At 73.8% G+C, this 19910-nt stretch carries 22 protein-coding genes; 16 read left to right on the top strand and 6 right to left on the bottom strand.

The features are described from left to right. A partial coding sequence (locus UW392_RS15540; RefSeq protein ID WP_320775583.1) for an FUSC family protein occupies positions 1 to 846 on the top strand: 846 nt, incomplete at its 5' end. Beyond that, entirely contained in the window at positions 843 to 1457 is a 615-nt protein-coding gene (locus tag UW392_RS15535) for a MarR family winged helix-turn-helix transcriptional regulator (RefSeq protein WP_320775582.1), read from the top strand. The genes UW392_RS15540 and UW392_RS15535, both read left to right, overlap by 4 nt. A gap of 72 nt (positions 1458 to 1529) precedes the next feature. On the opposite strand, the gene UW392_RS15530 is transcribed toward UW392_RS15535, so the two are convergent. After that, positions 1530 to 1922, bottom strand: a complete 393-nt coding sequence (locus tag UW392_RS15530; RefSeq protein ID WP_320775581.1) for a VOC family protein — start codon at positions 1920 to 1922, stop codon at positions 1530 to 1532. Between the two features lie 75 nt (positions 1923 to 1997). On the opposite strand from UW392_RS15530, the gene UW392_RS15525 reads away from it, so the two are divergent. Beyond that, the gene (locus UW392_RS15525) at positions 1998 to 2564 is read left to right on the top strand and encodes a GNAT family N-acetyltransferase (RefSeq protein WP_320775580.1); all 567 of its coding nucleotides are present in this window, start codon (positions 1998 to 2000) and stop codon (positions 2562 to 2564) included. Between the two features lie 42 nt (positions 2565 to 2606). Here the strand turns inward: UW392_RS15525 and UW392_RS15520 are convergent, their stop codons facing one another. Beyond that, positions 2607 to 3290: a glycerophosphodiester phosphodiesterase gene (locus UW392_RS15520; protein ID WP_320775579.1), complete on the bottom strand. Its 684-nt coding sequence runs from the start codon at positions 3288 to 3290 to the stop codon at positions 2607 to 2609. A 391-nt stretch (positions 3291 to 3681) separates the two neighbouring features. Here UW392_RS15520 and UW392_RS15515 point away from each other — a divergent pair, with 391 nt between their 5' ends. The 4 genes from UW392_RS15515 (at position 3682) to UW392_RS15500 (ending at position 7626) form a co-directional block, all read left to right on the top strand. Continuing rightward, positions 3682 to 5079, top strand: a complete 1398-nt coding sequence (locus UW392_RS15515) for a DUF6421 family protein (protein ID WP_320775578.1) — start codon at positions 3682 to 3684, stop codon at positions 5077 to 5079. Between the two features lie 44 nt (positions 5080 to 5123). Beyond that, the gene (locus UW392_RS15510; protein ID WP_320775577.1) at positions 5124 to 5882 is read left to right on the top strand and encodes an SDR family NAD(P)-dependent oxidoreductase; all 759 of its coding nucleotides are present in this window, start codon (positions 5124 to 5126) and stop codon (positions 5880 to 5882) included. Beyond that, complete coding sequence (locus UW392_RS15505; protein WP_320775576.1) at positions 5879 to 6949, top strand: low specificity L-threonine aldolase; 1071 nt, start codon at positions 5879 to 5881, stop codon at positions 6947 to 6949. Before UW392_RS15510 ends, UW392_RS15505 begins: the two co-directional genes overlap by 4 nt. An 86-nt stretch (positions 6950 to 7035) precedes the next feature. Beyond that, positions 7036 to 7626 (top strand): transglutaminase domain-containing protein, encoded by a 591-nt coding sequence (locus tag UW392_RS15500; protein WP_320775575.1) that lies wholly within the window; start codon positions 7036 to 7038, stop codon positions 7624 to 7626. Positions 7627 to 7647: 21 nt separating this feature from the next. Here UW392_RS15500 and UW392_RS15495 read toward each other — a convergent pair whose 3' ends face one another. Next, positions 7648 to 8649 carry a helix-turn-helix transcriptional regulator gene (locus UW392_RS15495; RefSeq protein WP_320775574.1) on the bottom strand — a complete coding sequence of 334 codons (1002 nt, stop codon included), beginning with the start codon at positions 8647 to 8649 and terminating at the stop codon, positions 7648 to 7650. A gap of 111 nt (positions 8650 to 8760) precedes the next feature. Here UW392_RS15495 and UW392_RS15490 point away from each other — a divergent pair, with 111 nt between their 5' ends. Continuing rightward, complete coding sequence (locus UW392_RS15490; RefSeq protein WP_320775573.1) at positions 8761 to 9186, top strand: VOC family protein; 426 nt, start codon at positions 8761 to 8763, stop codon at positions 9184 to 9186. A 49-nt stretch (positions 9187 to 9235) separates the two neighbouring features. Next, on the top strand, positions 9236 to 10381 hold the full coding sequence (locus UW392_RS15485) for a winged helix DNA-binding domain-containing protein (protein ID WP_320775572.1): 1146 nt from the start codon (positions 9236 to 9238) through the stop codon (positions 10379 to 10381). A 21-nt stretch (positions 10382 to 10402) separates the two neighbouring features. Here UW392_RS15485 and UW392_RS15480 read toward each other — a convergent pair whose 3' ends face one another. Continuing rightward, positions 10403 to 11131 carry a lysophospholipid acyltransferase family protein gene (locus UW392_RS15480; RefSeq protein WP_320775571.1) on the bottom strand — a complete coding sequence of 243 codons (729 nt, stop codon included), beginning with the start codon at positions 11129 to 11131 and terminating at the stop codon, positions 10403 to 10405. A gap of 306 nt (positions 11132 to 11437) precedes the next feature. Here UW392_RS15480 and UW392_RS15475 point away from each other — a divergent pair, with 306 nt between their 5' ends. From UW392_RS15475 to UW392_RS15460, 5 genes are all read left to right on the top strand, one after another. Continuing rightward, on the top strand, positions 11438 to 11773 hold the full coding sequence (locus UW392_RS15475; RefSeq protein ID WP_320775570.1) for a thioredoxin family protein: 336 nt from the start codon (positions 11438 to 11440) through the stop codon (positions 11771 to 11773). Between the two features lie 161 nt (positions 11774 to 11934). After that, entirely contained in the window at positions 11935 to 12015 is an 81-nt protein-coding gene (locus UW392_RS66970) for a putative leader peptide (RefSeq protein WP_414496188.1), read from the top strand. Between the two features lie 53 nt (positions 12016 to 12068). Beyond that, positions 12069 to 12593, top strand: a complete 525-nt coding sequence (locus UW392_RS15470) for a flavin reductase family protein (protein WP_320775569.1) — start codon at positions 12069 to 12071, stop codon at positions 12591 to 12593. A gap of 199 nt (positions 12594 to 12792) precedes the next feature. Beyond that, complete coding sequence (locus UW392_RS15465; RefSeq protein ID WP_320775568.1) at positions 12793 to 13578, top strand: electron transfer flavoprotein subunit beta/FixA family protein; 786 nt, start codon at positions 12793 to 12795, stop codon at positions 13576 to 13578. A gap of 86 nt (positions 13579 to 13664) precedes the next feature. Continuing rightward, entirely contained in the window at positions 13665 to 14627 is a 963-nt protein-coding gene (locus UW392_RS15460) for an electron transfer flavoprotein subunit alpha/FixB family protein (protein WP_320775567.1), read from the top strand. 77 nt (positions 14628 to 14704) lie between these two features. Here the strand turns inward: UW392_RS15460 and UW392_RS15455 are convergent, their stop codons facing one another. Beyond that, complete coding sequence (locus UW392_RS15455; RefSeq protein WP_320775566.1) at positions 14705 to 15628, bottom strand: endonuclease/exonuclease/phosphatase family protein; 924 nt, start codon at positions 15626 to 15628, stop codon at positions 14705 to 14707. A gap of 203 nt (positions 15629 to 15831) precedes the next feature. Here UW392_RS15455 and UW392_RS15450 point away from each other — a divergent pair, with 203 nt between their 5' ends. Continuing rightward, positions 15832 to 17124: a DUF6986 family protein gene (locus UW392_RS15450; RefSeq protein WP_320775565.1), complete on the top strand. Its 1293-nt coding sequence runs from the start codon at positions 15832 to 15834 to the stop codon at positions 17122 to 17124. A gap of 266 nt (positions 17125 to 17390) precedes the next feature. Here UW392_RS15450 and UW392_RS15445 read toward each other — a convergent pair whose 3' ends face one another. Then, entirely contained in the window at positions 17391 to 18428 is a 1038-nt protein-coding gene (locus UW392_RS15445; protein WP_320775564.1) for a LacI family DNA-binding transcriptional regulator, read from the bottom strand. Between the two features lie 253 nt (positions 18429 to 18681). On the opposite strand from UW392_RS15445, the gene UW392_RS15440 reads away from it, so the two are divergent. Continuing rightward, positions 18682 to 19629, top strand: a complete 948-nt coding sequence (locus tag UW392_RS15440) for an ROK family protein (RefSeq protein ID WP_320775563.1) — start codon at positions 18682 to 18684, stop codon at positions 19627 to 19629. Positions 19630 to 19910 lie beyond the last annotated feature (281 nt).

The following is a 19910-nucleotide window of genomic DNA, read 5'->3' as shown; positions in this document are numbered from 1 at the left end:
ACCGGCGCCGTCCCGCGCGCGGGCGACCTGGGGGAGGCCGCCGACGAGGTGCTCGGCGCCGAGATCGACCGGGCGACGCCCACACCGCCGTGGTGGCGCGGGCTCGGCCCGGTGGCCCCCGTCGCCGTGCGCACCGCCCTCGGCTGTGCCCTCGCGGGGTACGCCTCCCTCGCGATCGGCGTCGGCCGCCCCTACTGGGCCCTGGTCACCGCCGCCTCGCTGTACCAGGTCAACCTCAGCCTCACCTGGAACCGGGCCGTGCAGCGCGTGGTCGGCAACGTCGTCGGCGTGCTGGTCTTCGCGGCCGTCGCCCCGCTCGCCCACCTCGGCCCGCTGGCCCTCGTACTGTGCTGCCTCGCCTTCAACTTCGGCGCCGAGGCCCTGATCAGCCGCAACTACTGGCTCGGCACCGTCTGCGTGACCCCCATGGCCCTGCTCGTCACGGAGTTCGCGCACGTCCAGCCCGCCGGTGAGCTGATCACCGACCGGGTCCTGGACACCGTCGTCGGCGCGCTCGTCGGCTTCCTCGCGGCGGTCGCCGTCACCAACCGGCGCGCGGGCGACCGCCTGCAGCGGGCCCTGGACGCCGTGCGGCGTGCCCGCACGCGCGCGGAGCGGACGGTTGCCGACGCGTCCGCGGCCCCCGCCGCGCTGGACGCCGCCCGCCGGGACCTCGCCGCCGCGCTGGTCGACCTGCGGACCACCGCCGACGCCGCGGCCGGCGAGTGGTGGCGGCGGGCCCTGCCCGAGGAGGAGGTGATGAGCGCGGAACAGGCCGGGCATCGTACGCTCGCGGCGACGGTACGACAGCGGAACCGACACACTCCGGAGGGCGCAGAGGCATGACGGCGGGCAGCGGGGGAACGGGCGCGGCGGACGGCGCGGTCGGACGGACGGTCACCGGAGCGGACGGGAACGGCGGGCCGCCCCCGCGCCCGCCCGCTCCGGTGGCCGGTGGTGACACGGTGGCCAAGGTGGTGCGCCAGTGGCAGGCCGTCCACCCGGACCTGGACACCGGTCCCATGGAGATCATCGGCCGGGTGAACCGCTGCGCCGCCCTGCTGCAGCAGGCCGAGGACGCGCCGCTGCGCCGCGCCGGGCTCACCCGCCCCGAGTTCGACGTCCTGGGCACCCTGCGCCGCACCGGCCATGAACTCACCCCGAGCGAGATCGCCCGGGAGACCTTCTCCTCGGGCGCCGCCGTCACCAAGCGGCTCAAACAGCTGACCGAGCGGGGCCTGGTCGAGCGGCGCGGCGACGACCGTGACCGGCGCGTGGCCCACGTCCGGCTGACCGACGCCGGACGGGAGCTCGTCGACACGATCATCCCCGAGCAGCTCGGCTACGAGTCGGCCGTGCTGTCCGGGGTGGGCGTCGAGGGGCAGCGCGAGCTGGCCGCGCTGCTGGGCGAACTGCTGATCCAGCTGGAGGGCCGGCTGGGCTATCTGCGGCCCTGAGGGACCTTGGGGGACCGGGCCGCAGAATCGTTGTTCCGTACCCGCATCGTTCCGAGGACCGGCCGGGGCGGTCTAGATCCCCGGCCGGTACCGCAGCGGATGGTCGGCGGGCACCTCCACCAGGACGATCTCCGTGCCGTCCGGATCGGCGATCCACATCTCGACCAGCCCCCACGGTTCCCGCACCGGGGGTCTGCGCACCTCCACCCCGGCGGCCGCCAGCTCCGTGTGCGCCGCGGCCACGTCCGCCACCTGGAGCCACAGCTTCAGCGCGGGCGAGGGTGCGGCGTCCGCACGGCCCGAGACCTCCAGGAAGCCGCCGCCCAGGAAGTAGACCGTGCCGCGCTCGGGGCCGGTGCCGAACTCCCGGTGGACCGCGAGCCCCAGCTGTTCGCCGTAGAAGGCACGGGAGCGCTCGGGGTCGGTGGGGCGCAGGAGGATGCGACTGCTCAGTACGTGGACCATGCGGCGGAGCCTAGTGCTCCGGGGACTACGCTCGACGGTGCCTCGAGCCGAGTACCGCGACAGGAGCCGCATCCCATGCACACCGCCGACACCGCCGACACCGCCGACCGCACCGTCACCGGACTGACCTTCCGTGATGCCACCGGCGCCGACGTGGACACCCTCGTCGCGCTGGTCGAGTCGGCCTACCGCGGGGAGTCCAGCCGGGCCGGGTGGACCACGGAGGCGGACCTCCTCGAGGGGCAGCGCACCGACCGCGAGGCGGTGCGGGAGATCGTCGGGGCGCCCGGCAGCCGGGTGCTCGCCGCCGAACGCGACGGCACCGTCGTCGCCTGCTGCCAGCTGGAGCACCGCGGCGCGCACGCCTACTTCGGGATGTTCGCGGTCGACCCCGCGCTGCAGGGCGCCGGACTGGGCAGGGCCGTCCTGGCGGAGGCCGAGCGGACCGTGCGGGAGAGCTGGGGCGCGACGGAGCTGCACATGACCGTGATCTCCGCGCGCGAGGACCTCATCGCCTGGTACGAGCGGCGCGGCTACCGCCGTACGGGACGGACGAGCCCGTTCCCGTACGGCGACGAACGCTTCGGCATTCCGCTCCGGGACGACCTGGTGTTCGAGCTGCTGGTCAAGGAGCTGGCGTGAGGGCCTTCGTCGTGTTCCCGGCGGAATCAGCGCGCGGCGCCGTCACGCGGTGAAGCGGCCGGTGCGTTTGATCTCCGGGTAGTCGGTCGTCGCGCCGTCGAGCTGCAGGGCGCGCACCAGCCGCAGGTGGTCCTGGGTGTTCACCACCCAGCCGATGATCCTCAGGTCCGCCTTGCGTGCCCGTTCGACGACCTCCAGCGTCAGCCGCCGGATGTTCAGCACGAGCGCGCCGGCCCCGACCGCCGTGGCCCGCTCCACCACGTCGGTGCCGTAACGGCTGGCCACCAGCGCGGTGCGCACCCCGGGCACGAGCCGGGAGATCTCCGCCAGCGCCTCGTCGTGGAAGGACAGCACCTCCACCCGGGCGACCAGGTCCCGCCGGTGCATGACCTCGGCGAGCGACCGGGCCGCCGCCACGGTCTTGATCTCCGCCTGCAACGGGGCGTCCACCGCGTCCACGACCTCCTCGAAGGTCGGGATGCGCTCCCCGCGGCCGGCGTCCAGGGCGCGCAGTTCGGCGAGGGTCTTCTCGGCGATCGGGCCGCTGCCGTCCGTCGTACGGTCCACGTCGGCGTCGTGCATGACGACGAGGGCGCCGTCCTTGCTCAGGTGGAGGTCGAGTTCGATGACGTCGAGGCCCGCGGCCTGCGCGGCGACGAAGGAGCGCAGGGTGTTCTCGGGCTCGACGCCCATCACTCCGCGGTGACCGATGGTGAGGAAGTTCAAGGCGCGACTCGCTTCCGTCGACGGCGGCTCGGTCCGCGTGGGCGGAGGAGGCGGCTCCACGCGGCAAGGCCGCAGCGTAGTCCTCCGGTCCACGCACGCGTCCGATTCCGCGGGGGCGTGTACGAGCCGTACGGCACGGGCGGGGGAGGGCGTCCGGCCGGCGAGGGCGGAGATCCGGTCACCCCTGGGTGGGCGCGTCGCGCGGACGCTTGACCGGTGCGGGTCCGGAGGGAGCGAACGCCGTCCACCTTCTGTCCGAGGTGGAGCGAGGCAGGAAAATGTTCGGCGAACGCATGATTGAGCAGCATAACTTCCTGTCGACGGCCTTGCGGGAACGATCCTGGCCTACATACGGTGTTCCCACGCGAGGTTCTCCCGTGGAGGGTGGGTCATGACGGAAATTCTTGTGTCCGTGGGTGCGGAGGAGCGAGTTCCTCCCGTGGCGAGGGTGGTGGATCACCCGACCTGGCCCGTGCTCAAGGATGCCGTGGAGCGGATCCGGCCATGGCAGTCCAAGGACGGCTCCGTCGACTTCGACGCCGACGGCGCCCCCGACCCCGCGGACGCCGAACTGGCCGTGGGCCGTGTCGTGCGGGCGGTCGAGGAGCTCTCGCCGTTGCTGCCGCACGACGCCGCGTACCACCGGGCGCTCGTCGAGGACCTGCGGCGCTGGGCCGACGGCGGCTTCCGGGTGCCCGACTTCCTCGACTCCCTGCTGGCCTTCCAGCCCGCCGCCGACCGCCGGGACGGTCTGCAGCACCTCGTGGTCTTCCCGATGTACACGCAGAACGGCAACCCGGACCGCAACCTCGAAGCGGTCGTCCTGCGCATGGTCTGGCCGGACTGGCTGGCCGAACTGGAGGGCACCCGCTACGACAACCCCCTGTTCTGCGGCATCACCTTCGAGGACTTCACCGCCGGCTACGACACCCACTCGGCCGTGCTCTTCCCGGAGACCATCGCCGTGCGCGAGGCTCCCGAGCGGTTCGGCTGGGGCGGCATCTTCTGCGACCGCGAGGCCGCCCGCTTCCGTCGCGTCACCGGGGCGGCCGTGGAACTCCTCGGCCTGGAACTGCCCGACGACGTGCGTGAGATGGTCGCCGACCAGGACCGCTGCCAGCAGGCCTTCGTCCTGTGGGACATGATCCACGACCGCACCCACAGCCACGGCGACCTGCCCTTCGACCCGTTCATGATCAAGCAGCGCCAGCCGTTCTGGATGTACGGCCTGGAGGAGCTGCGCTGCGACCTCACCGCCTTCAAGGAGGCCGTGAAGCTGGCCGAGGACGGGGTGCCGCAGGGTCGCGACGTGCAGTACGCGATGCTGTTCGACCGGATGTTCCGCTTCCCGGTCACCGGTGAGCGCGTCCGCAACTACGACGGTCTCGGCGGCCAGCTCCTCTTCGCCTACCTCCACCGGCACGACGTCGTGCGCTGGACCGACAACCGGCTCTCCATCGACTGGGAGCGCGCCCCGCAGGTCACCAACCGGCTGTGCGCCGAGATCGAGCAGCTCTACCGCGACGGCATCGACCGGCCGAAACTCGTCCACTGGTTCGCCGGGTACGAGCTGGTCTCCGCCTACCTCGCCCCGCACCCGGGTTCCACCTGGGCCAAGGGCCCACAAGCGCTCGACCTGTCACTGCCGCCCCGTAAGCTCGTCGACGAGGTGCTCCCGGACGAGTTTCCGCTGAGCATGTTCTACGAGGCGCTGGCCAAGAAGCTCAAGCACGTGATCGCCGCCACCGAGGGCATCACGGCACGGACCGCCGAGCGGGCCGCCGCGTGAGCGTCACCGGCGCCGCCGCGGCCCGCACTGCTCAGGAGACGGACATGGGGAACGGAAACGGCAACGGCCCGCTGAGCGGCGCGGTCGTCGCGGTGGCCGGCGCGGGCGGACCCGCGGGCCGCGCCGCGCTGCTGCGGCTGGCCGAGGCGGGGGCGACCGTCGTCGGCGCGGACAACGAGCCCGAGCGGCTGGCGGAAGCCGTCGACGCGGCCCGCTACGCGCACGGCGGCGCGACGGTCGTCGGTGACACCGTCGACCTGCTCGACGCGCGCTCGGCCCGCGACTGGGCCACCCGCGTCGAGAAGGACTTCGGCCGGGTGGACGGCCTCGTCCACCTCGTCGGGGGCTGGCGCGGCAGCGCGACCTTCGCCGAGACCGACCTCGCCGACTGGGACCTGCTGGAGAAGCTGCTCGTCCGCACCGTGCAGCACACCTCGCTCGCCTTCCACGACGCGCTGCAGCGCAGCGACCGCGGTCGCTACGTGCTGATCAGCGCGGCGGGCGCGAGCAGGCCGACGGCGGGCAACGCCGCGTACGCGGCCGCGAAGGCCGCCGCCGAGGCGTGGACGCTCGCGATGGCGGACGGCTTCCGCAGGGCGGGGGGCGAGCAGGGGCCGGTGGCGGCGGCTGCGATCCTGGTGGTGAAGGCGTTGGTGCACGACGCGATGCGCGCCGAGCGCCCCAACGCGAAGTTCGCGGGCTTCATGGACGTGGGCGACCTCGCCGAGGCCGTCGCCGATGTCTGGGAGCGGCCCGCCGCCGAAGTGAACGGGACGCGCCTGTGGCTGACCGAGAAGCCGTGAACCCTCCGAAGACCGATGCCCGGCGCCGTCACGACCCCGGGGTCCGCGGCTTCGCCAGCGACAACTACGCGGGCGCCCACCCCGAGGTGCTCGCCGCGCTCGCCCTGGCCAACGGCGGGCACGAGGTCGCGTACGGCGGCGACGCCTACACGGAGCACCTCCAGGGCGTCGTCCGCAGCCACTTCGGGGCCACGGCCGAGGCGTACCCGGTCTTCAACGGCACCGGCGCCAACGTCCTCGCGCTGCAGGCCGTGACCGACCGCTGGGGCGCGGTGATCTGCGCCGAGAGCGCGCACATCCACGTCGACGAGGGCGGCGCCCCCGAGCGGATGGGCGGCCTGAAGCTGCTCACGGTGCCCACCCCCGACGGCAAGCTCACCCCCGAGCTGATCGACCGCCAGGCCTGGGGCTTCGACGACGAGCACCGCGCGATGCCGCAGGTGGTCTCGCTCACCCAGTCCACCGAACTGGGCACCCTCTACACCCCGGACGAGATACGGGCGATTTGCGAGCACGCCCACGCGCACGGAATGAGGGTGCACGTCGACGGCTCACGGATCGCCAACGCGGCCGCCTCCCTCAACGTCCCGATGCGCACGTTCACCAATGCGGTGGGCGTCGACATCCTCTCCCTCGGCGGGACGAAGAACGGCGCGCTGTTCGGCGAGGCCGTCGTGGTGATCGAGCAGGACGCGGTGCGCCGGATGAAGCACCTGCGCAAGCTGTCCATGCAGCTCGCCTCCAAGATGCGCTTCGTGTCGGCGCAGCTGGAGGCGCTGTTCGCCAAGGACCTGTGGCTGCGCAACGCCCGCCACGCCAACGAGATGGCGCGGCGCCTGGCGGAGGGCGCGCGCGCCGTGCACGGCGTGGAGATCCTGTACCCCGTCCAGGCCAACGCCGTGTTCGCGCGCCTGCCGCATGACGCGGCCGAGCGCCTGCAGAAGCGGTACCGCTTCTACTTCTGGGACGAGGCCGTCGGGCACGTCCGCTGGGTCTGCTCCTTCGACACGACCGAGGAGGACGTGGACGGCTTCCTGGCGGCGTTGAAGGAGGAGACGGCGCGGTAGGCAGCGGCCGGGCATGTCGTGCATAGCTATGCGGTTACCTGGAAATTAATTGACTCCGGGTGATCGCATTTCTATGCTCTGCCGACATGGAGCTGACCCAGGACACGCCCGAACTCTCCGCCTATCTGGCCGCTGACGAGGCCATCGATCACCACCACCCGCAGGTGCGGCGGACGGCCGCGCGCCTGGCCCAAGAGGTGGACGACTCGTATGGATATGCACGAGCCGCCTACGAGTTCGTACGGGACGCCATCCCGCACTCGGCGGACTCCGGGGACCCGCGTGTCACCTGGCGCGCCTCCGACGTACTGGAGCGGGCCACCGGCATCTGCCACGCCAAGGCCCATGCCCTGGCCGCCCTGCTGCGGGCCGAGGACATCCCGACCGCGCTCTGCTACCAGCGGCTGACGCACGACGACGGCGGCCACGTGGTGCACGGTCTGGTCGCGGTGCGCTTCAACGGCGCCTGGCACCGGCAGGACCCCCGCGGCAACAAGCCGGGCGTGGACGCGCGCTTCTCCCTCGACGGCGAGCGGCTGGCCTTCCCCGTCGACCCGGAGGCCGGCGAGGTGGACCACCCGCTGCTGTACGCCGCGCCGCACCCCGCCGTGCTGGGTGCGCTGCGGGCCGCCCCCGACCGGCCGTACCTCTGGAGGACGCTGCCCACCGAACTCTGAGGGGGGCGGGCCGACGGGCCCTCAAGGCTGCCCGGTGGGCACGCCGGACGCGGCCCCGGCGTAGCGGCGGGCCAGGCGCGCGCAGGCCTCCTCGAGCTCGGCCGGCCCGACGACCTCGATGTCGGCGTCGAACGCGCCGAGGGCGGCGGCCAGACCCGTCCACGACCAGGAGCCCAGGACGAGCCGGCAGCGGTCGGGGCCGTACTCCTCGACGGTTCCGTCCCGGACGTACGGGGCCACGGCGGCGGCGGGCGCGCCGAGGATCACCTCGCCGCGGCAGGGCCAGTCGCCGGGCCCGTCGGCGCCCCGGAACCGGCCGGCGACGAACGCGGCCACGTCACCCCCGGGCACCGCGCGCGGGGTGAAGCGGGGCCCCGTGGGCGTACGCGGGACGATCCGGTCCGCGCGGAAGGTGCGCCAGTCCTCCCGGTCGAGGTCCCAGGCGACGAGGTACCAGCGTCCGCCCCGGGTGACGAGGTGGTGGGGCTGCACCCGGCGGGGCGGAGCGCCGGTGTCCCGGCCCGCTTCCGGCGGGGCGGCCGGGAGGTGGTCGAAGCGGAGCACCTCGCGGGCGTGCACGGCGGCGCCGATCGCGGCGAGCGCACCGCCGTCGGCCCGCGGGTGCGGCCGGTCCGCGGGCCGCTCGACGGACGTGACCCGGAGGGTGTCGATCCGGTGGCGCAGCCGGGCGGGCATGACCTGCCGGACGGTGTGCAGCGCCCGTGCCGCGGCCTCCTCCAGGCCGGCGCCGCCGGTGGCGGTCTGCAGGGCGACGGCGAGGGCGACGGCCTGCTCGTCGTCGAAGAGCAGCGGAGGCAGCTCGCTGCCGGCGCCCAGCCGGTACCCGCCGTCGGGCCCCTTCACCGCCACGACGGGGTAGCCGAGTTCACGCAGCCGGTCCACGTCGCGGCGCACGGTGCGCGGGCTGACGTCCAGCCGCTCGGCCAGCAGCGCCCCCGGCCAGTCCCGGCGCGCCTGGAGCAGCGAGAGCAGCGACAGCAGTCGCGCTGAGGTCTTCTGCATGACATCCATCCTGCCCGGAGAAGCGGTCACAACCTGACCGCTTCCCCTGACACCTTGGTCGTCGAGCAGGGCAGCCGCCCGGCCGGGACCCACCAGGCGAGGAGCCGAACCATGTCCGTCAGCACCGTCACCCACCTCAACTTCCGCGGCGACGCCCGCGCGGCGCTCACCTTCTACCGGTCCGTGTTCGGCGGGGAGGTGGCCGTGGTCACGTACGCGGACACCGGGAACGTCCAGGAGCCGTCCGCGGCGGACCAGGTGATGTGGGGACAGGTGGCCGCCGGCAACGGCTTCCGCGTCATGGCCTACGACGTGCCCGCGCACCTGCCGTGGAGCCAGGGCGAGAACGCCTTCTTCGTCTCGGTCCGCGGCGAGGCGGCCGAGGAGATCACCGGGTACTGGGAAGGACTCTCCGCGGGCGCGACCGTCCTGCGGCCGCTCGGGCCCGCGCCCTGGGCGTCCCTCTACGGGATGCTGCGGGACCGGTTCGGCGTCACCTGGGTCCTGGACGTCGTCAGTGAGTACGAGGCGTCCTGACCGGACGGAAGGCGGGGAGACGAGAGCCCATGGGGACGAGGGAGCAGCGGTGAGGAAACGCACGCCGGCGCGCGGCGGTGGGCGCGCGCCCGTTCTGGACGACCGGGCGCTCAACCGCGCCGCACTCGCCCGGCAGCTGCTGCTCGACCCGGCCGACCTGCCGGTCCTCGACGCCGTCGCCCACCTCGGGGGACTGCAGGCGCAGGAACCGCAGGAGCCGTACGTCGGACTCTGGTCGCGCCTGCGCGCGTTCGACCCCACGGCGCTCTCGGGTCTGCTGACCGAACGGCGGGTGGTGCGCACCCACCTCATGCGCCGCACCGTGCACCTGCTCACCGCGGACGACGTCCTGGCCTGGCGGACCCGTTTCGACGCCATGCTGCGCCAGCGCGTCCTCGGCACCTACCGCCGGGAACTCGCGGGCGTGGACCTCGACGAACTCGCCGCGGCGGGCCGGGCGGTGATGGCCGACGGTGAGCCCCGCACGATGAGCGAACTGGTGCGCGCGGTCGACGCACGCCGGCCGGGCGGGCACGTGCCGGGCGGGCGGCCACTGGGCGAGATGCTGGTCGCCGCCCTGGTCCCGGTGGCGCAGGCACCGCCGCGCGGGCTGTGGCGCGCCAAGGGCGGGGTGCGCAACGTCCTGCTGTCCTCCTGGCTGGGCCGCGAGCCCGCCCCGCCCGCCCCGGACGGCTCGGACCCGGTCGGCCGGGCCCTCGTACGGCGCTACCTGGCCGCGTACGGCCCCGCCGCCTCGGCCGATCTGCGCGCCTGGTGCGGCCTCGCCGGGCTGCCGGCCGCCGTGTCGGCCCTGCGGGAGGAACTGGTCGTCTTCCGCGACGAGCGCGGCCGTGAGCTGCTGGACCTCCCGGACGCACCGCGCCCGGCACCGGACACGCCCGCCCCCGTCCGGTTCCTGCCGGCGTTCGACAACGCGGTCCTCGGCTACCACGACCGCGGCCGGATCATCGACGACGCCCACCGCGGCCTCTCGGTCGCCGGTGAACGCGTGGTGCTGGTCGACGGCCGGACCGCCGCGACCTGGCGGGTCGAGTCCGGGACCGTGACGGTCCGGCCGCTGCGCGGCCTCGCCCCGGCCGACCGCGGTGCCGTGGTCGAGGAGGGGGAGCGGCTGGCGTCGTTCCTCTCCGACGGCGACAGCGGGCGCGCGCGGATCACCACGCCCGCCCCCTGAGCGGGGGCGGGCGTTCCCGTGTCAGCGGGCGTCGGCCGCCCGTACCTCCTCCGGAGTGGGGGCCGTGCCGCCCAGGTGCGCCGGGACCCACCAGGTGTCCCCGGGGCTTTTGGGGCGGACGGGGTAGGCGCGCTGCGCGGCCTCCAGCAGTTCCTGGACGCGGTCGCGCACCTGCCGGGTGAGCGCGCCCGCGTACTTGTCCTTGGACGCCTCGATGGCCTCGCCGACCCGGATGGTGATCGGGATGTGGCTGCGCCTGAAGTTGCGCGGGTGGCCCTTGGTCCACAGTCGCTGCGTACCCCACAGCGCCATCGGGACGATCGGCACGCCCGCCTCCTGGGCCAGGCGGGCGGCGCCCGACTTGAAGCTCTTCAGCGTGAACGACGGCGAGATGGTGGCCTCCGGGAAGACGCCCACGATCTCACCGGACCTGAGCGAGTCCAAGGCCTGCGCGTACGCCGCCTCGCCCCGCGAGCGGTCCACGGGGATGTGCCGCATGTTGCGCATCAGCGGACCGGAGACCTTGTGCCGGAACACCGCGTCCTTCGCCATGAAGCGCACCAGCCGCTTCTGCGGCAGCGCGGCGAGACCGTCGAAGATGAAGTCCAGGTAGCTGATGTGGTTGCTCACCAGCACCGCGCCGCCCGAACGTGGAATGTTCTCCGAGCCCTTGCAGTCGATCTTCAGGTCCCAGGCTTTGAAGAGCGTGAGGGCGGCACCGATGGCGGGACGGTAGACAAGCTCAGCCATGGACGAAGTGGACCCTTCTCTCTGCCGGGGAGGGAAGGGGACTCCCGGCGGGAAAGTTACGCTGCCGTAGGTTTACGGCATAGCGCAGATGGTGCCCCATCAAACGGACGGACAACCAGTCCCGGTGCCCCAGAATGGCGAGATCCTCGTCACGTCGCCCCTGCTCGTCCCGCCCCTGATCACCCCGGAGACGCGTGGTGCGGGAGATCCCGTCCCGGCCGGGAATCACCGCGTCACCCCGGACGCTGAAGCGGACGGCGGACCCGGGCCGGGGCGCCGGGACGACGGCGGAACGGGAGCGGCGACGTGCGCGGACAGGACGGGGACGTACGGCTGGGCGCGGCGGAACTGGGGGAGGAGCTCGGAGAGCGGGCCACGCTCGTCCAGTTCTCCAGCGCGTTCTGCGCCCCCTGCCGGGCGACCCGCCGGGTGCTCGCCGAGGTGGCCGCGATGGTGCCCGGGGTCGCCCACGTGGAGATCGACGCCGAACGGCACCTCGCCCTGGTGCGCGCACTCGAGGTCCTCGGCACCCCGACCGTGTTCGTCCTGGACGCGCACGGGCGCGTGGTGCGCCGCGCCGCGGGACAGCCGCGCAAGGCCGACGTGATCGCGGCGCTCGGCGAGGCGGTCGGGGTCTCGTGACGCCTCCCGGGGGCCGGGCGGCCCGGCACGCGGTCCCGTCCGTACGGCATCCGGTCCGTCCCGTTCGGCACCCGGTCCCTGGTGGAACACGGTCGGTGCCGTACCTCCCACATCCCGGGAGCCACTTGACTGTACGCGCCACCTATCGTCAGCCTGACCGTATGCCCCGGGAACTCCGTCTCTTCAAGCGCGTCCACGTGGACCTCGCCCGTACGGCGAGCGCGTGCTGTCCGGGCCGCTGAGCGCCCCTGAGCAACCACGGACCCCGCGTCGCCTCCCGCAGAAGGGCATCCCCATGACGGCCGCCGGACCCGGTCTCGGTACCCCCCACCCCCGGCTCACCTCTCCCGACCTGCTGCGTTCCGTCTTCCGGCGGCACGCGGCCGGAGTCGCCGTGATCACGGCGCGCGGCCCGTCCGGCCCCGTCGGCTTCACCGCGACCTCGCTGAGCTCCGTCTCCGCGGAGCCCCCGCTGCTCTCCTTCGGCATCAGCACCGGCAGCTCCAGCTGGCCGGTGCTTGCCACGGCCGGCCACGTCGGCGTGCACATACTCGGCGAGCACCAGCAGGAGCTGGCCGCCACCTTCGCGCGCAGCGGCGCCGACCGCTTCGCGGCGCCCACCGGCTGGCGCACCGGCCCCGAGGAGGTCCCGGTGCTCGACGGCGTCCTCGCCTGGCTGGTCTGCCGGGTGGTGGCGCGGGTTCCGGCGGCGGACCACCGGATCGTGCTCGCCGAGGTGGTGCTCGGCGACCCGTCCGGCACGGGGCGTCCGCTGCTGTACCACCAGGGGCGCTACAACGGGCTCCGGGACGCCACCTGACCGATTACGCAGCGTTGTCAAGGTCACAGTTCACGGCGCTTGCCCAGCGGGCAGGCAGTGGATGTACTGGCGAGTAATATTGGCCTTCCGGGCGCGGGCCGCCCCGGCGGGGACAGGCCGCCTGCGGCGCCTATGCTGCCTTGCAGGAAAGGCAGCCCGGAAGGCAGCCCGGAAATGACGATGCAGTAGGAGAGCCGGCGTGAGCTTGAGGATCGTTGTCACTGTGAAGTACGTGCCCGACGCCACCGGCGACCGGCACTTCGCCGATGACCTGACCGTCGACCGTGACGACGTGGACGGTCTGCTCTCGGAGCTCGACGAGTACGCCGTCGAGCAGGCCCTGCAGATCGCGGACGACGCCGACGACGCGGAGGTCACCGTACTGACCGTCGGCCCGGAGGACGCCAAGGACGCGCTGCGCAAGGCGCTGTCCATGGGTGCCGACAAGGCGATCCACGTCGAGGACGACGACCTGCACGGCACCGACGCCATCGGTACCTCCCTGGTGCTGGCCAAGGCCGTCGAGAAGGCCGGTTACGACCTGGTGATCTCCGGCATGGCGTCCACCGACGGCGTCATGGGCGTGGTGCCCGCGCTGCTCGCCGAGCGCCTGGGCGTGCCGCAGGTCACCCTGCTCTCCGAGGTCTCCGTCGAGGACGGCACGGTGAAGGGCCGCCGCGACGGCGACGCCGCCTCCGAGCAGCTCGAGGCCTCCCTCCCGGCGGTCGTGTCCGTCACCGACCAGTCCGGTGAGGCGCGTTACCCGTCCTTCAAGGGCATCATGGCCGCCAAGAAGAAGCCGGTCACGTCCTGGGACCTGTCCGACCTGGACCTCGACGCCGAGGAGGTCGGTCTGGAGGGTGCCTACACGGTCGTCGACGCCGCGGACGAGCGCCCGGCGCGCACCGCCGGCACGATCGTCAAGGACGAGGGCGAAGGCGGCAAGCAGCTCGCCGCCTTCCTCGCGGAGCGCAAGTTCGTCTGAGCAGCCTCGCGGGCCAGAAGTTCGTCTGATCCCCGCCGAGCCGCCCGTCCCGCACACCTCACCGCAAGCAGGAGAGAAGAAGTCCCATGGCTGAAGTCCTCGTCTACGTCGACCACGTGGACGGTGTCGTCCGCAAGCCCACCCTGGAGCTGCTCACCCTGGCCCGCCGGATCGGCGAGCCGGTCGCCGTCGCCCTCGGCAACGGCGCCGCCGACACCGCCGCCGCGCTCGCCGAGCACGGCGCGGTGAAGGTTCTCACCCACGACGCCGCCGAGTACGCCGACTACCTGGTCGTACCGAAGGTGGACGCCCTGCAGGCCGCCTACGAGCAGGTGTCCCCGGCCGCCGTGCTGGTGCCGTCCTCCGCCGACGGCAAGGAGATCGCCGCGCGCCTCGCGCTGCGCATCGGCTCCGGCATCATCACCGACGCCGTCGACCTCGAGGCCGGCGACGAGGGCGTGGTGGCCACGCAGTCGGTGTTCGCCGCCGCGTACAGCACCAAGTCGCGCGTCTCCAAGGGCACCCCGGTCATCACGGTCAAGCCGAACTCGGCCGCCGTGGAGGCCGCCCCGGCCGCGGGCGGCGTCGAGGCGCTGTCCGTCACCTTCTCCGAGCAGGCCACCGGTACCAAGGTCACCGGCCGTACGCCGCGCGAGTCCACGGGCCGCCCGGAGCTGACCGAGGCCGCGATCGTGGTCTCCGGCGGCCGCGGCGTCAACGGTGCCGAGAACTTCGGCATCATCGAGGCCCTCGCCGACTCTCTCGGCGCGGCCGTCGGCGCCTCGCGCGCCGCGGTCGACGCGGGCTGGTACCCGCACACCAGCCAGGTCGGCCAGACCGGCAAGTCCGTCTCCCCGCAGCTGTACATCGCCTCCGGCATCTCCGGCGCGATCCAGCACCGGGCCGGCATGCAGACCTCGAAGACGATCGTCGCGGTCAACAAGGACGCCGAGGCCCCGATCTTCGAGCTGGTCGACTACGGCGTGGTGGGCGACCTCTTCGACGTCGTCCCGCAGCTCACCGAGGAGATCAAGGCCCGCAAGGGCTGAAGTCCCGCTCCAGGGCCGCACCGAGGCCCCCGCGACCGGCGCGCACGCGCCGTACGGTCGCGGGGGCCTCGCCCGTGTCAGCCGAGGGTGAGCGACGCCTGCACCGGCAGGTGGTCGCTGGGGAACTGCCCGGCCCTCGCGTACGTGTTGACCGCCGCCCGGTGCACCGTCACGCCCGGGGTGGCCAGGATCCAGTCGATGCGGTCGCCGTCCGGGACCAGCGGCCGGTAGCCGTGGAACGTGGCGTACAGGGCGCTGCGCTCGGCCGCCGCGTCCCAGGTGTCGGCGAGTCCGGCGCCGAGCATCGTGTCGTACACCGGGTTCCCGTGGGCCGGGACGTTGAAATCGCCGGTGACGACCAGCGGCAGCGACCGGTCCAACCGGCCGATCTGCTCTGCCGTCAGCGCGGCGGCACGCGCGCGTGCGTGCTGGCTGGCGTTGTCCAGGTGGGTGTTCAGGACGTGGAACTCCCGGTCGCCGTCGCGCAGGTCGCGGAAGCGGACCCGGGTGACCATGCGGACGGAGCCGCCGCCCCAGGTGTTGGAGCCGATCACGTCCGGGGTGTCGGAGAGCCAGAAGTGGTCGTACTCCAGCGGGGCCAGTCGGCGGGTGTCGTAGAGGACCGCCATGAACTCGTCGCGGCTGCCTCCCGCGCGTCCGGTGCCGATCCAGTCGTAACGGCCACCGGTGGCCTCGCCCAGATCGGCCTCGATGTCGCGCACCTGCTGGTACAGGCCCTCCTGGGTGCCGATGACGTGCGGGCGCTCCCGGCGCAGCAGCGCGCGCACCACCGGTCTGCGGGCGGCCCAGCTGTGGGGTTCGGCCGTGCTCGCGAAGCGCAGGTTGAACGACATCACCTCCAGGCGGCTGCCGCGGCCTTCCCCGGCCGGGGCGGAGGCGGAGGCGGCGGTCGGCGCCGTACCGGACAGCGGCAGGGTGACCGCGGTGGCCAGCGCGCTCTTCAAGCCCAGGCGGCGGGTGACTCGGCTGTGGTGCGGCACAAGGGCTCCTTCGGCGGGGCGGCGGGGGCTGCTTCGGGGCGTGTCGTGCGTACTCCGGTGCAAACGCTGCCAGATGGACGTGAACATGCCGAGTAGGCGGGGCGGACGGTGCGGCAAGGGGGTGTTGACCGCGGGGAAGACCGGCCGGTAACTTCCGGCGACGGATCGCTCGTTCCGTACAGCGGAAAACGGGAGGCCATGGGATGGGGCAGGGCCACCAGGAGAAAGTCACGACGAGTCTCGCCCGTGCCGTCGGCCAGGAGATCGGCGCGTTCCTCGCCCCGGTCGACGCCGAACTGCGCCGCCACTATCCGGGGGACCCCGGCACCCGCCAGCCCGTGCACACCGTCTACGTCCCGGGTGACGTCCTCACCGCGGACACCGTCCGCACCTGGGGCGGGGAAGCCCTCGCCGCCCTCGACGCGTACGCCCCGGACGCGGCCTCCCTGGCGGCCGTGCTCGGCCTCCCCGGCCACCTCGCCGAGCAGGTCCACGACCGTGTGCGCGCCAAGCTGGAGCGGGAACCGGTCGAAGACCTGCGCGTCGACTTCGAGGACGGCTACGGCGCGCGCCCCGACGCCGAGGAGGACGAGGCGGCGGCCCGGGCGGCCCGGCTGGTGGCGCGGGCGTACGCGGAGGGCACGGCCGCCCCGTACACGGGCATCCGCACGAAGTGCCTGGAGGCACCGGTCCGGGACCGGGCGATCCGCACCCTCGACATCTTCCTCAGCGGCCTCATGGCGGCCGGCGGGCTGCCCGCGGGACTGGTCCTCACCCTGCCCAAGGTGACGTACGCCGAGCAGGTCACCGCCATGGTGCGGCTGTTGGAGGCGTTCGAGGCGGCGTGGGGCCTCGAACCCGGGCGGCTCGGGTTCGAGATCCAGATCGAGACGAGCCAGGCGGTCCTCGCCGCCGACGGCACCGCGACCGTGGCCCGCATGATCCGGGCCGCCGGGGGCCGCGCCACCGGACTGCACTACGGCACCTTCGACTACAGCGCCTGCCTCGGCGTCTCCGCCGCGTACCAGGCGAGCGACCACCCGGCCGCCGACCACGCCAAGGCGATCATGCAGGTGGCGGCCGCGGGCACCGGCGTACGCGTCTCGGACGGCTCCACCAACGTGCTGCCGGTCGGTCCGGCCGAGCGGGTGCACGAGGCGTGGCGGCTGCACTACGGGCTCACCCGGCGCGCCCTGGCCCGCGCCTTCCACCAGGGCTGGGACATGCACCCAGGCCACCTCCCGACCCGGTACGCGGCGGTCTTCGCCTTCTACCGGGAGGGCTACGAGCGGGCCGCGGCGCGCCTCGCACGCTACGCGCACCGTGTCGGCGGCGACGTGCTGGACGAGCCCGCGACGGCCCGGGCCCTCGGCGGGTACCTGCTGCGCGGCCTGGACTGCGGGGCGCTCGACCCCGAGGAGGTGACGAGGGCGGCCGACGGCCTGACACGGGCCGACCTGGAGGGATTCGCGGCGCCGGGCCGCGCCGCGGGATGAGCTGACCGGGTCTGGAACCAGGGGCCGGCCGGGCGGCCGGGCGCGGTCGTGCGCCCCGGGACGGCCGCGTGACGTCCCCGCCGGGGGCGAGCCGCATCGCCGCGGACAGCTCCCCCGGGGCGAGTGGGATCGCCGCGGACAGTCCCCCCGGCCCCGGCCGGTTCCGGCTCACCCGGCCGACACGCCGATGCCCCGACTCGGACTGGTCCTCCCGCCGTTCGCCCGGCCGTCGTCGTGCGCCGTCGGCCCGGCAGGCGACGCGTGGATCAGTCGGCCGGCGGCAGCTCGCCCGAGCCGCGGGTGATCAGCCGGGTCGGCAGCTCGATGCGCTCCGGAGCGACGAGCGCGCCGTCGAGCTGGCGGAAGAGCCGGTCGGCGGCGGTACGGCCGAGCCGGCCCGCGTCCTGCGCGACGACCGTGATGCCGGGCCGCAGCAGATCGGCCAGCTCGAAGTCGTCGAAACCGACGAGGGCGACCGGGCGGTCGAGTTCGGCGAGCACCCGCACGACCGTGACCGTCACCCGGTTGTTGCCCGCGAAGATCGCGGTGACGGGCTCGGGTCCGGAGAGCATCTCCTCGGCGGCCCGGCGCACCCGTTCGGGGTCGGTGACGCCCAGCGACGTCCAGGTCGGCGCCACGGGTATGCCCGCGTCCTCCATGGCCGACCGGTAGCCGCGCAACCGCTCGGCGGCGGTGTGGATGCCCGGCATGTCGCCTATGAAGCCGATCCGGCGGTGGCCCTGGACGACGAGGTGGGCGACGCCGGCCCGGGCGCCGCCGTGGTTGTCCGAAAGCACCACGTCGGCGTCGATCCCCCCGGCCGGGCGGTCCACGAACACCGTGGCGACGCCCGCCCTGATCTCCGGCTCCAGGTAGCGGTGGTCGTCGCCGGCCGGGATGATCACCAGCCCGTCCACCCGGCGGGCGCACAGGGCCAGCGCCAGCTCCTGCTCACGGCCCGGGTCCTCCGCGCTGGAGCCGTTGAACAGCAGGGCGCCGTGGGTGCGCGCCACCTCCTCCACCGCACGGCTGAGCGGGCCGTAGAACGGGTCCGCGAGGTCCTCCAGCACCAGGCCGATGCTGGCCGTGCGGCCCTTGCGCAGCACGCGCGCGCTGTCGTTGCGCCTGAAGCCCAGTGCCTCGATCGCCTCCTGTACCCGGCGCTCGGTGTCCGCGGTGACGCCGGGCTCGCCGTTGACGACGCGGGAGACCGTCTTGAGCCCGACCCCCGCGCGCGAGGCTACGTCTTTCATCGTCGGGCGGTTGCCGTAGCGGCCGGCGGGTCGGCGGGCGGTCTCGGGCACGATGCGGATCCTGTTCTGTTGTCCACGGTCCTGCGGGTCACGGTTCCGTCGAACGGGACGCGTCGATCCGTGGGCTCGTATGACGATGTGCCGTCGAGCATAGAGCCTGGACAACGTTGTCACGAGCGGGGGACACTGTCCACCGCAATCTCCGGCCCGCGTCCCACACGGGACGCGCTCCAGCGGGCGTCCTCCCGGCCGGGGAACCCGAATGCGACCCCAGGACGCCACAGCAGCGGGAGAACTGACACTCATGCAGACCGACCTCGTGGCCGCGCTCGACATAGGCGGCACCAAGATCGCCGGAGCGCTGGTGGACGGCCAGGGCCGGATCCTGGTGCGCGGCCTGCGCGCCACGCCCGCGCAGCGGGACGGCGAGACCGTGATGCGCGCCGTCGAGGAGGTGCTCGGCGAGCTGACCGCCTCCCCGCTCTGGGGCGGGACCCGGGCCGTCGGTATCGGCAGCGCCGGTCCGGTGGACGCCTCGGCCGGCACGGTGAGCCCCGTGAACGTGCCCGGCTGGCGCGGGTTCCCGCTGGTCGCCCGGGTCCGTGCGGTCACCGGCGGGCTGCCCGTGGAACTGATCGGCGACGGCGTGGCCATCACGGCCGCCGAGCACTGGCAGGGAGCGGCCCGCGGTCATGACAACGCGCTGTGCATGGTGGTGTCGACGGGCGTCGGCGGCGGGCTGGTCCTGGACGGGCGGCTGCACCCCGGTCCCACCGGCAACGCCGGTCACATCGGGCACATCTCCGTGGACCTCGACGGGGACCTGTGCCCCTGTGGCTCCCGCGGTTGTGTGGAGCGCATCGCGAGCGGGCCCAACATCGCGCGCCGCGCGCTGGAGGGCGGCTGGCGGCCCGGGCCGGACGGGGATGCCTCGGCCGCCGCCGTGGCCGCCGCCGCGCGGTCCGGACACCCCGTGGCGCTGGCCTCCTTCGAACGGGCCGCGCAGGCGCTCGCCGCGGGCATCGCGGCGACCGCGACCCTCGTCGAGATCGACATAGCGGTCGTCGGCGGCGGCGTGGCCAAGGCCGGCGACGTCCTCCTCGCCCCCCTGCGCGCGGCCCTGAAGAACTACGCCACCCTGTCCTTCGTGCAGCAACTGACCGTGGCGCCCGCGCAGATGGGCACGGACGCGGGCCTGGTCGGCGCGGCCGCCGCGGCACTGACCCGGAGGCCCGACCCCACGACGGTGTGAGGCACGTGCTGAGCGGGGCCCGCGGCGGTGGGCCGTGTGCCGTCCGCACCGGCCTGCCGAGTGCGGGGACCTTCGACGGCGCAGCGCGATGCCGGAGAGCGGGGCGTCCCGCTCCGCGCGGGGCCGCGGGGTCGGGGGGCGGGGCGGATCTGGGGGAGGGCCGGTTCCGGCGGGCGGATACGCGGGGTCCGTCCCCGGCCCGGCCGAGCGCCGTCCACCGGGCACTCCGTGTCCGGACGGGTGGCTCTGCGCACGCGGTGCGCGGTGGATCGTGCGCCGCG

It is taken from the genome of Streptomyces sp. CRN 30 (genome assembly GCF_034105845.1).
Note: the sequence above shows the minus strand (reverse complement) of the source record. Positions and strands in the feature narration are given on the sequence as shown.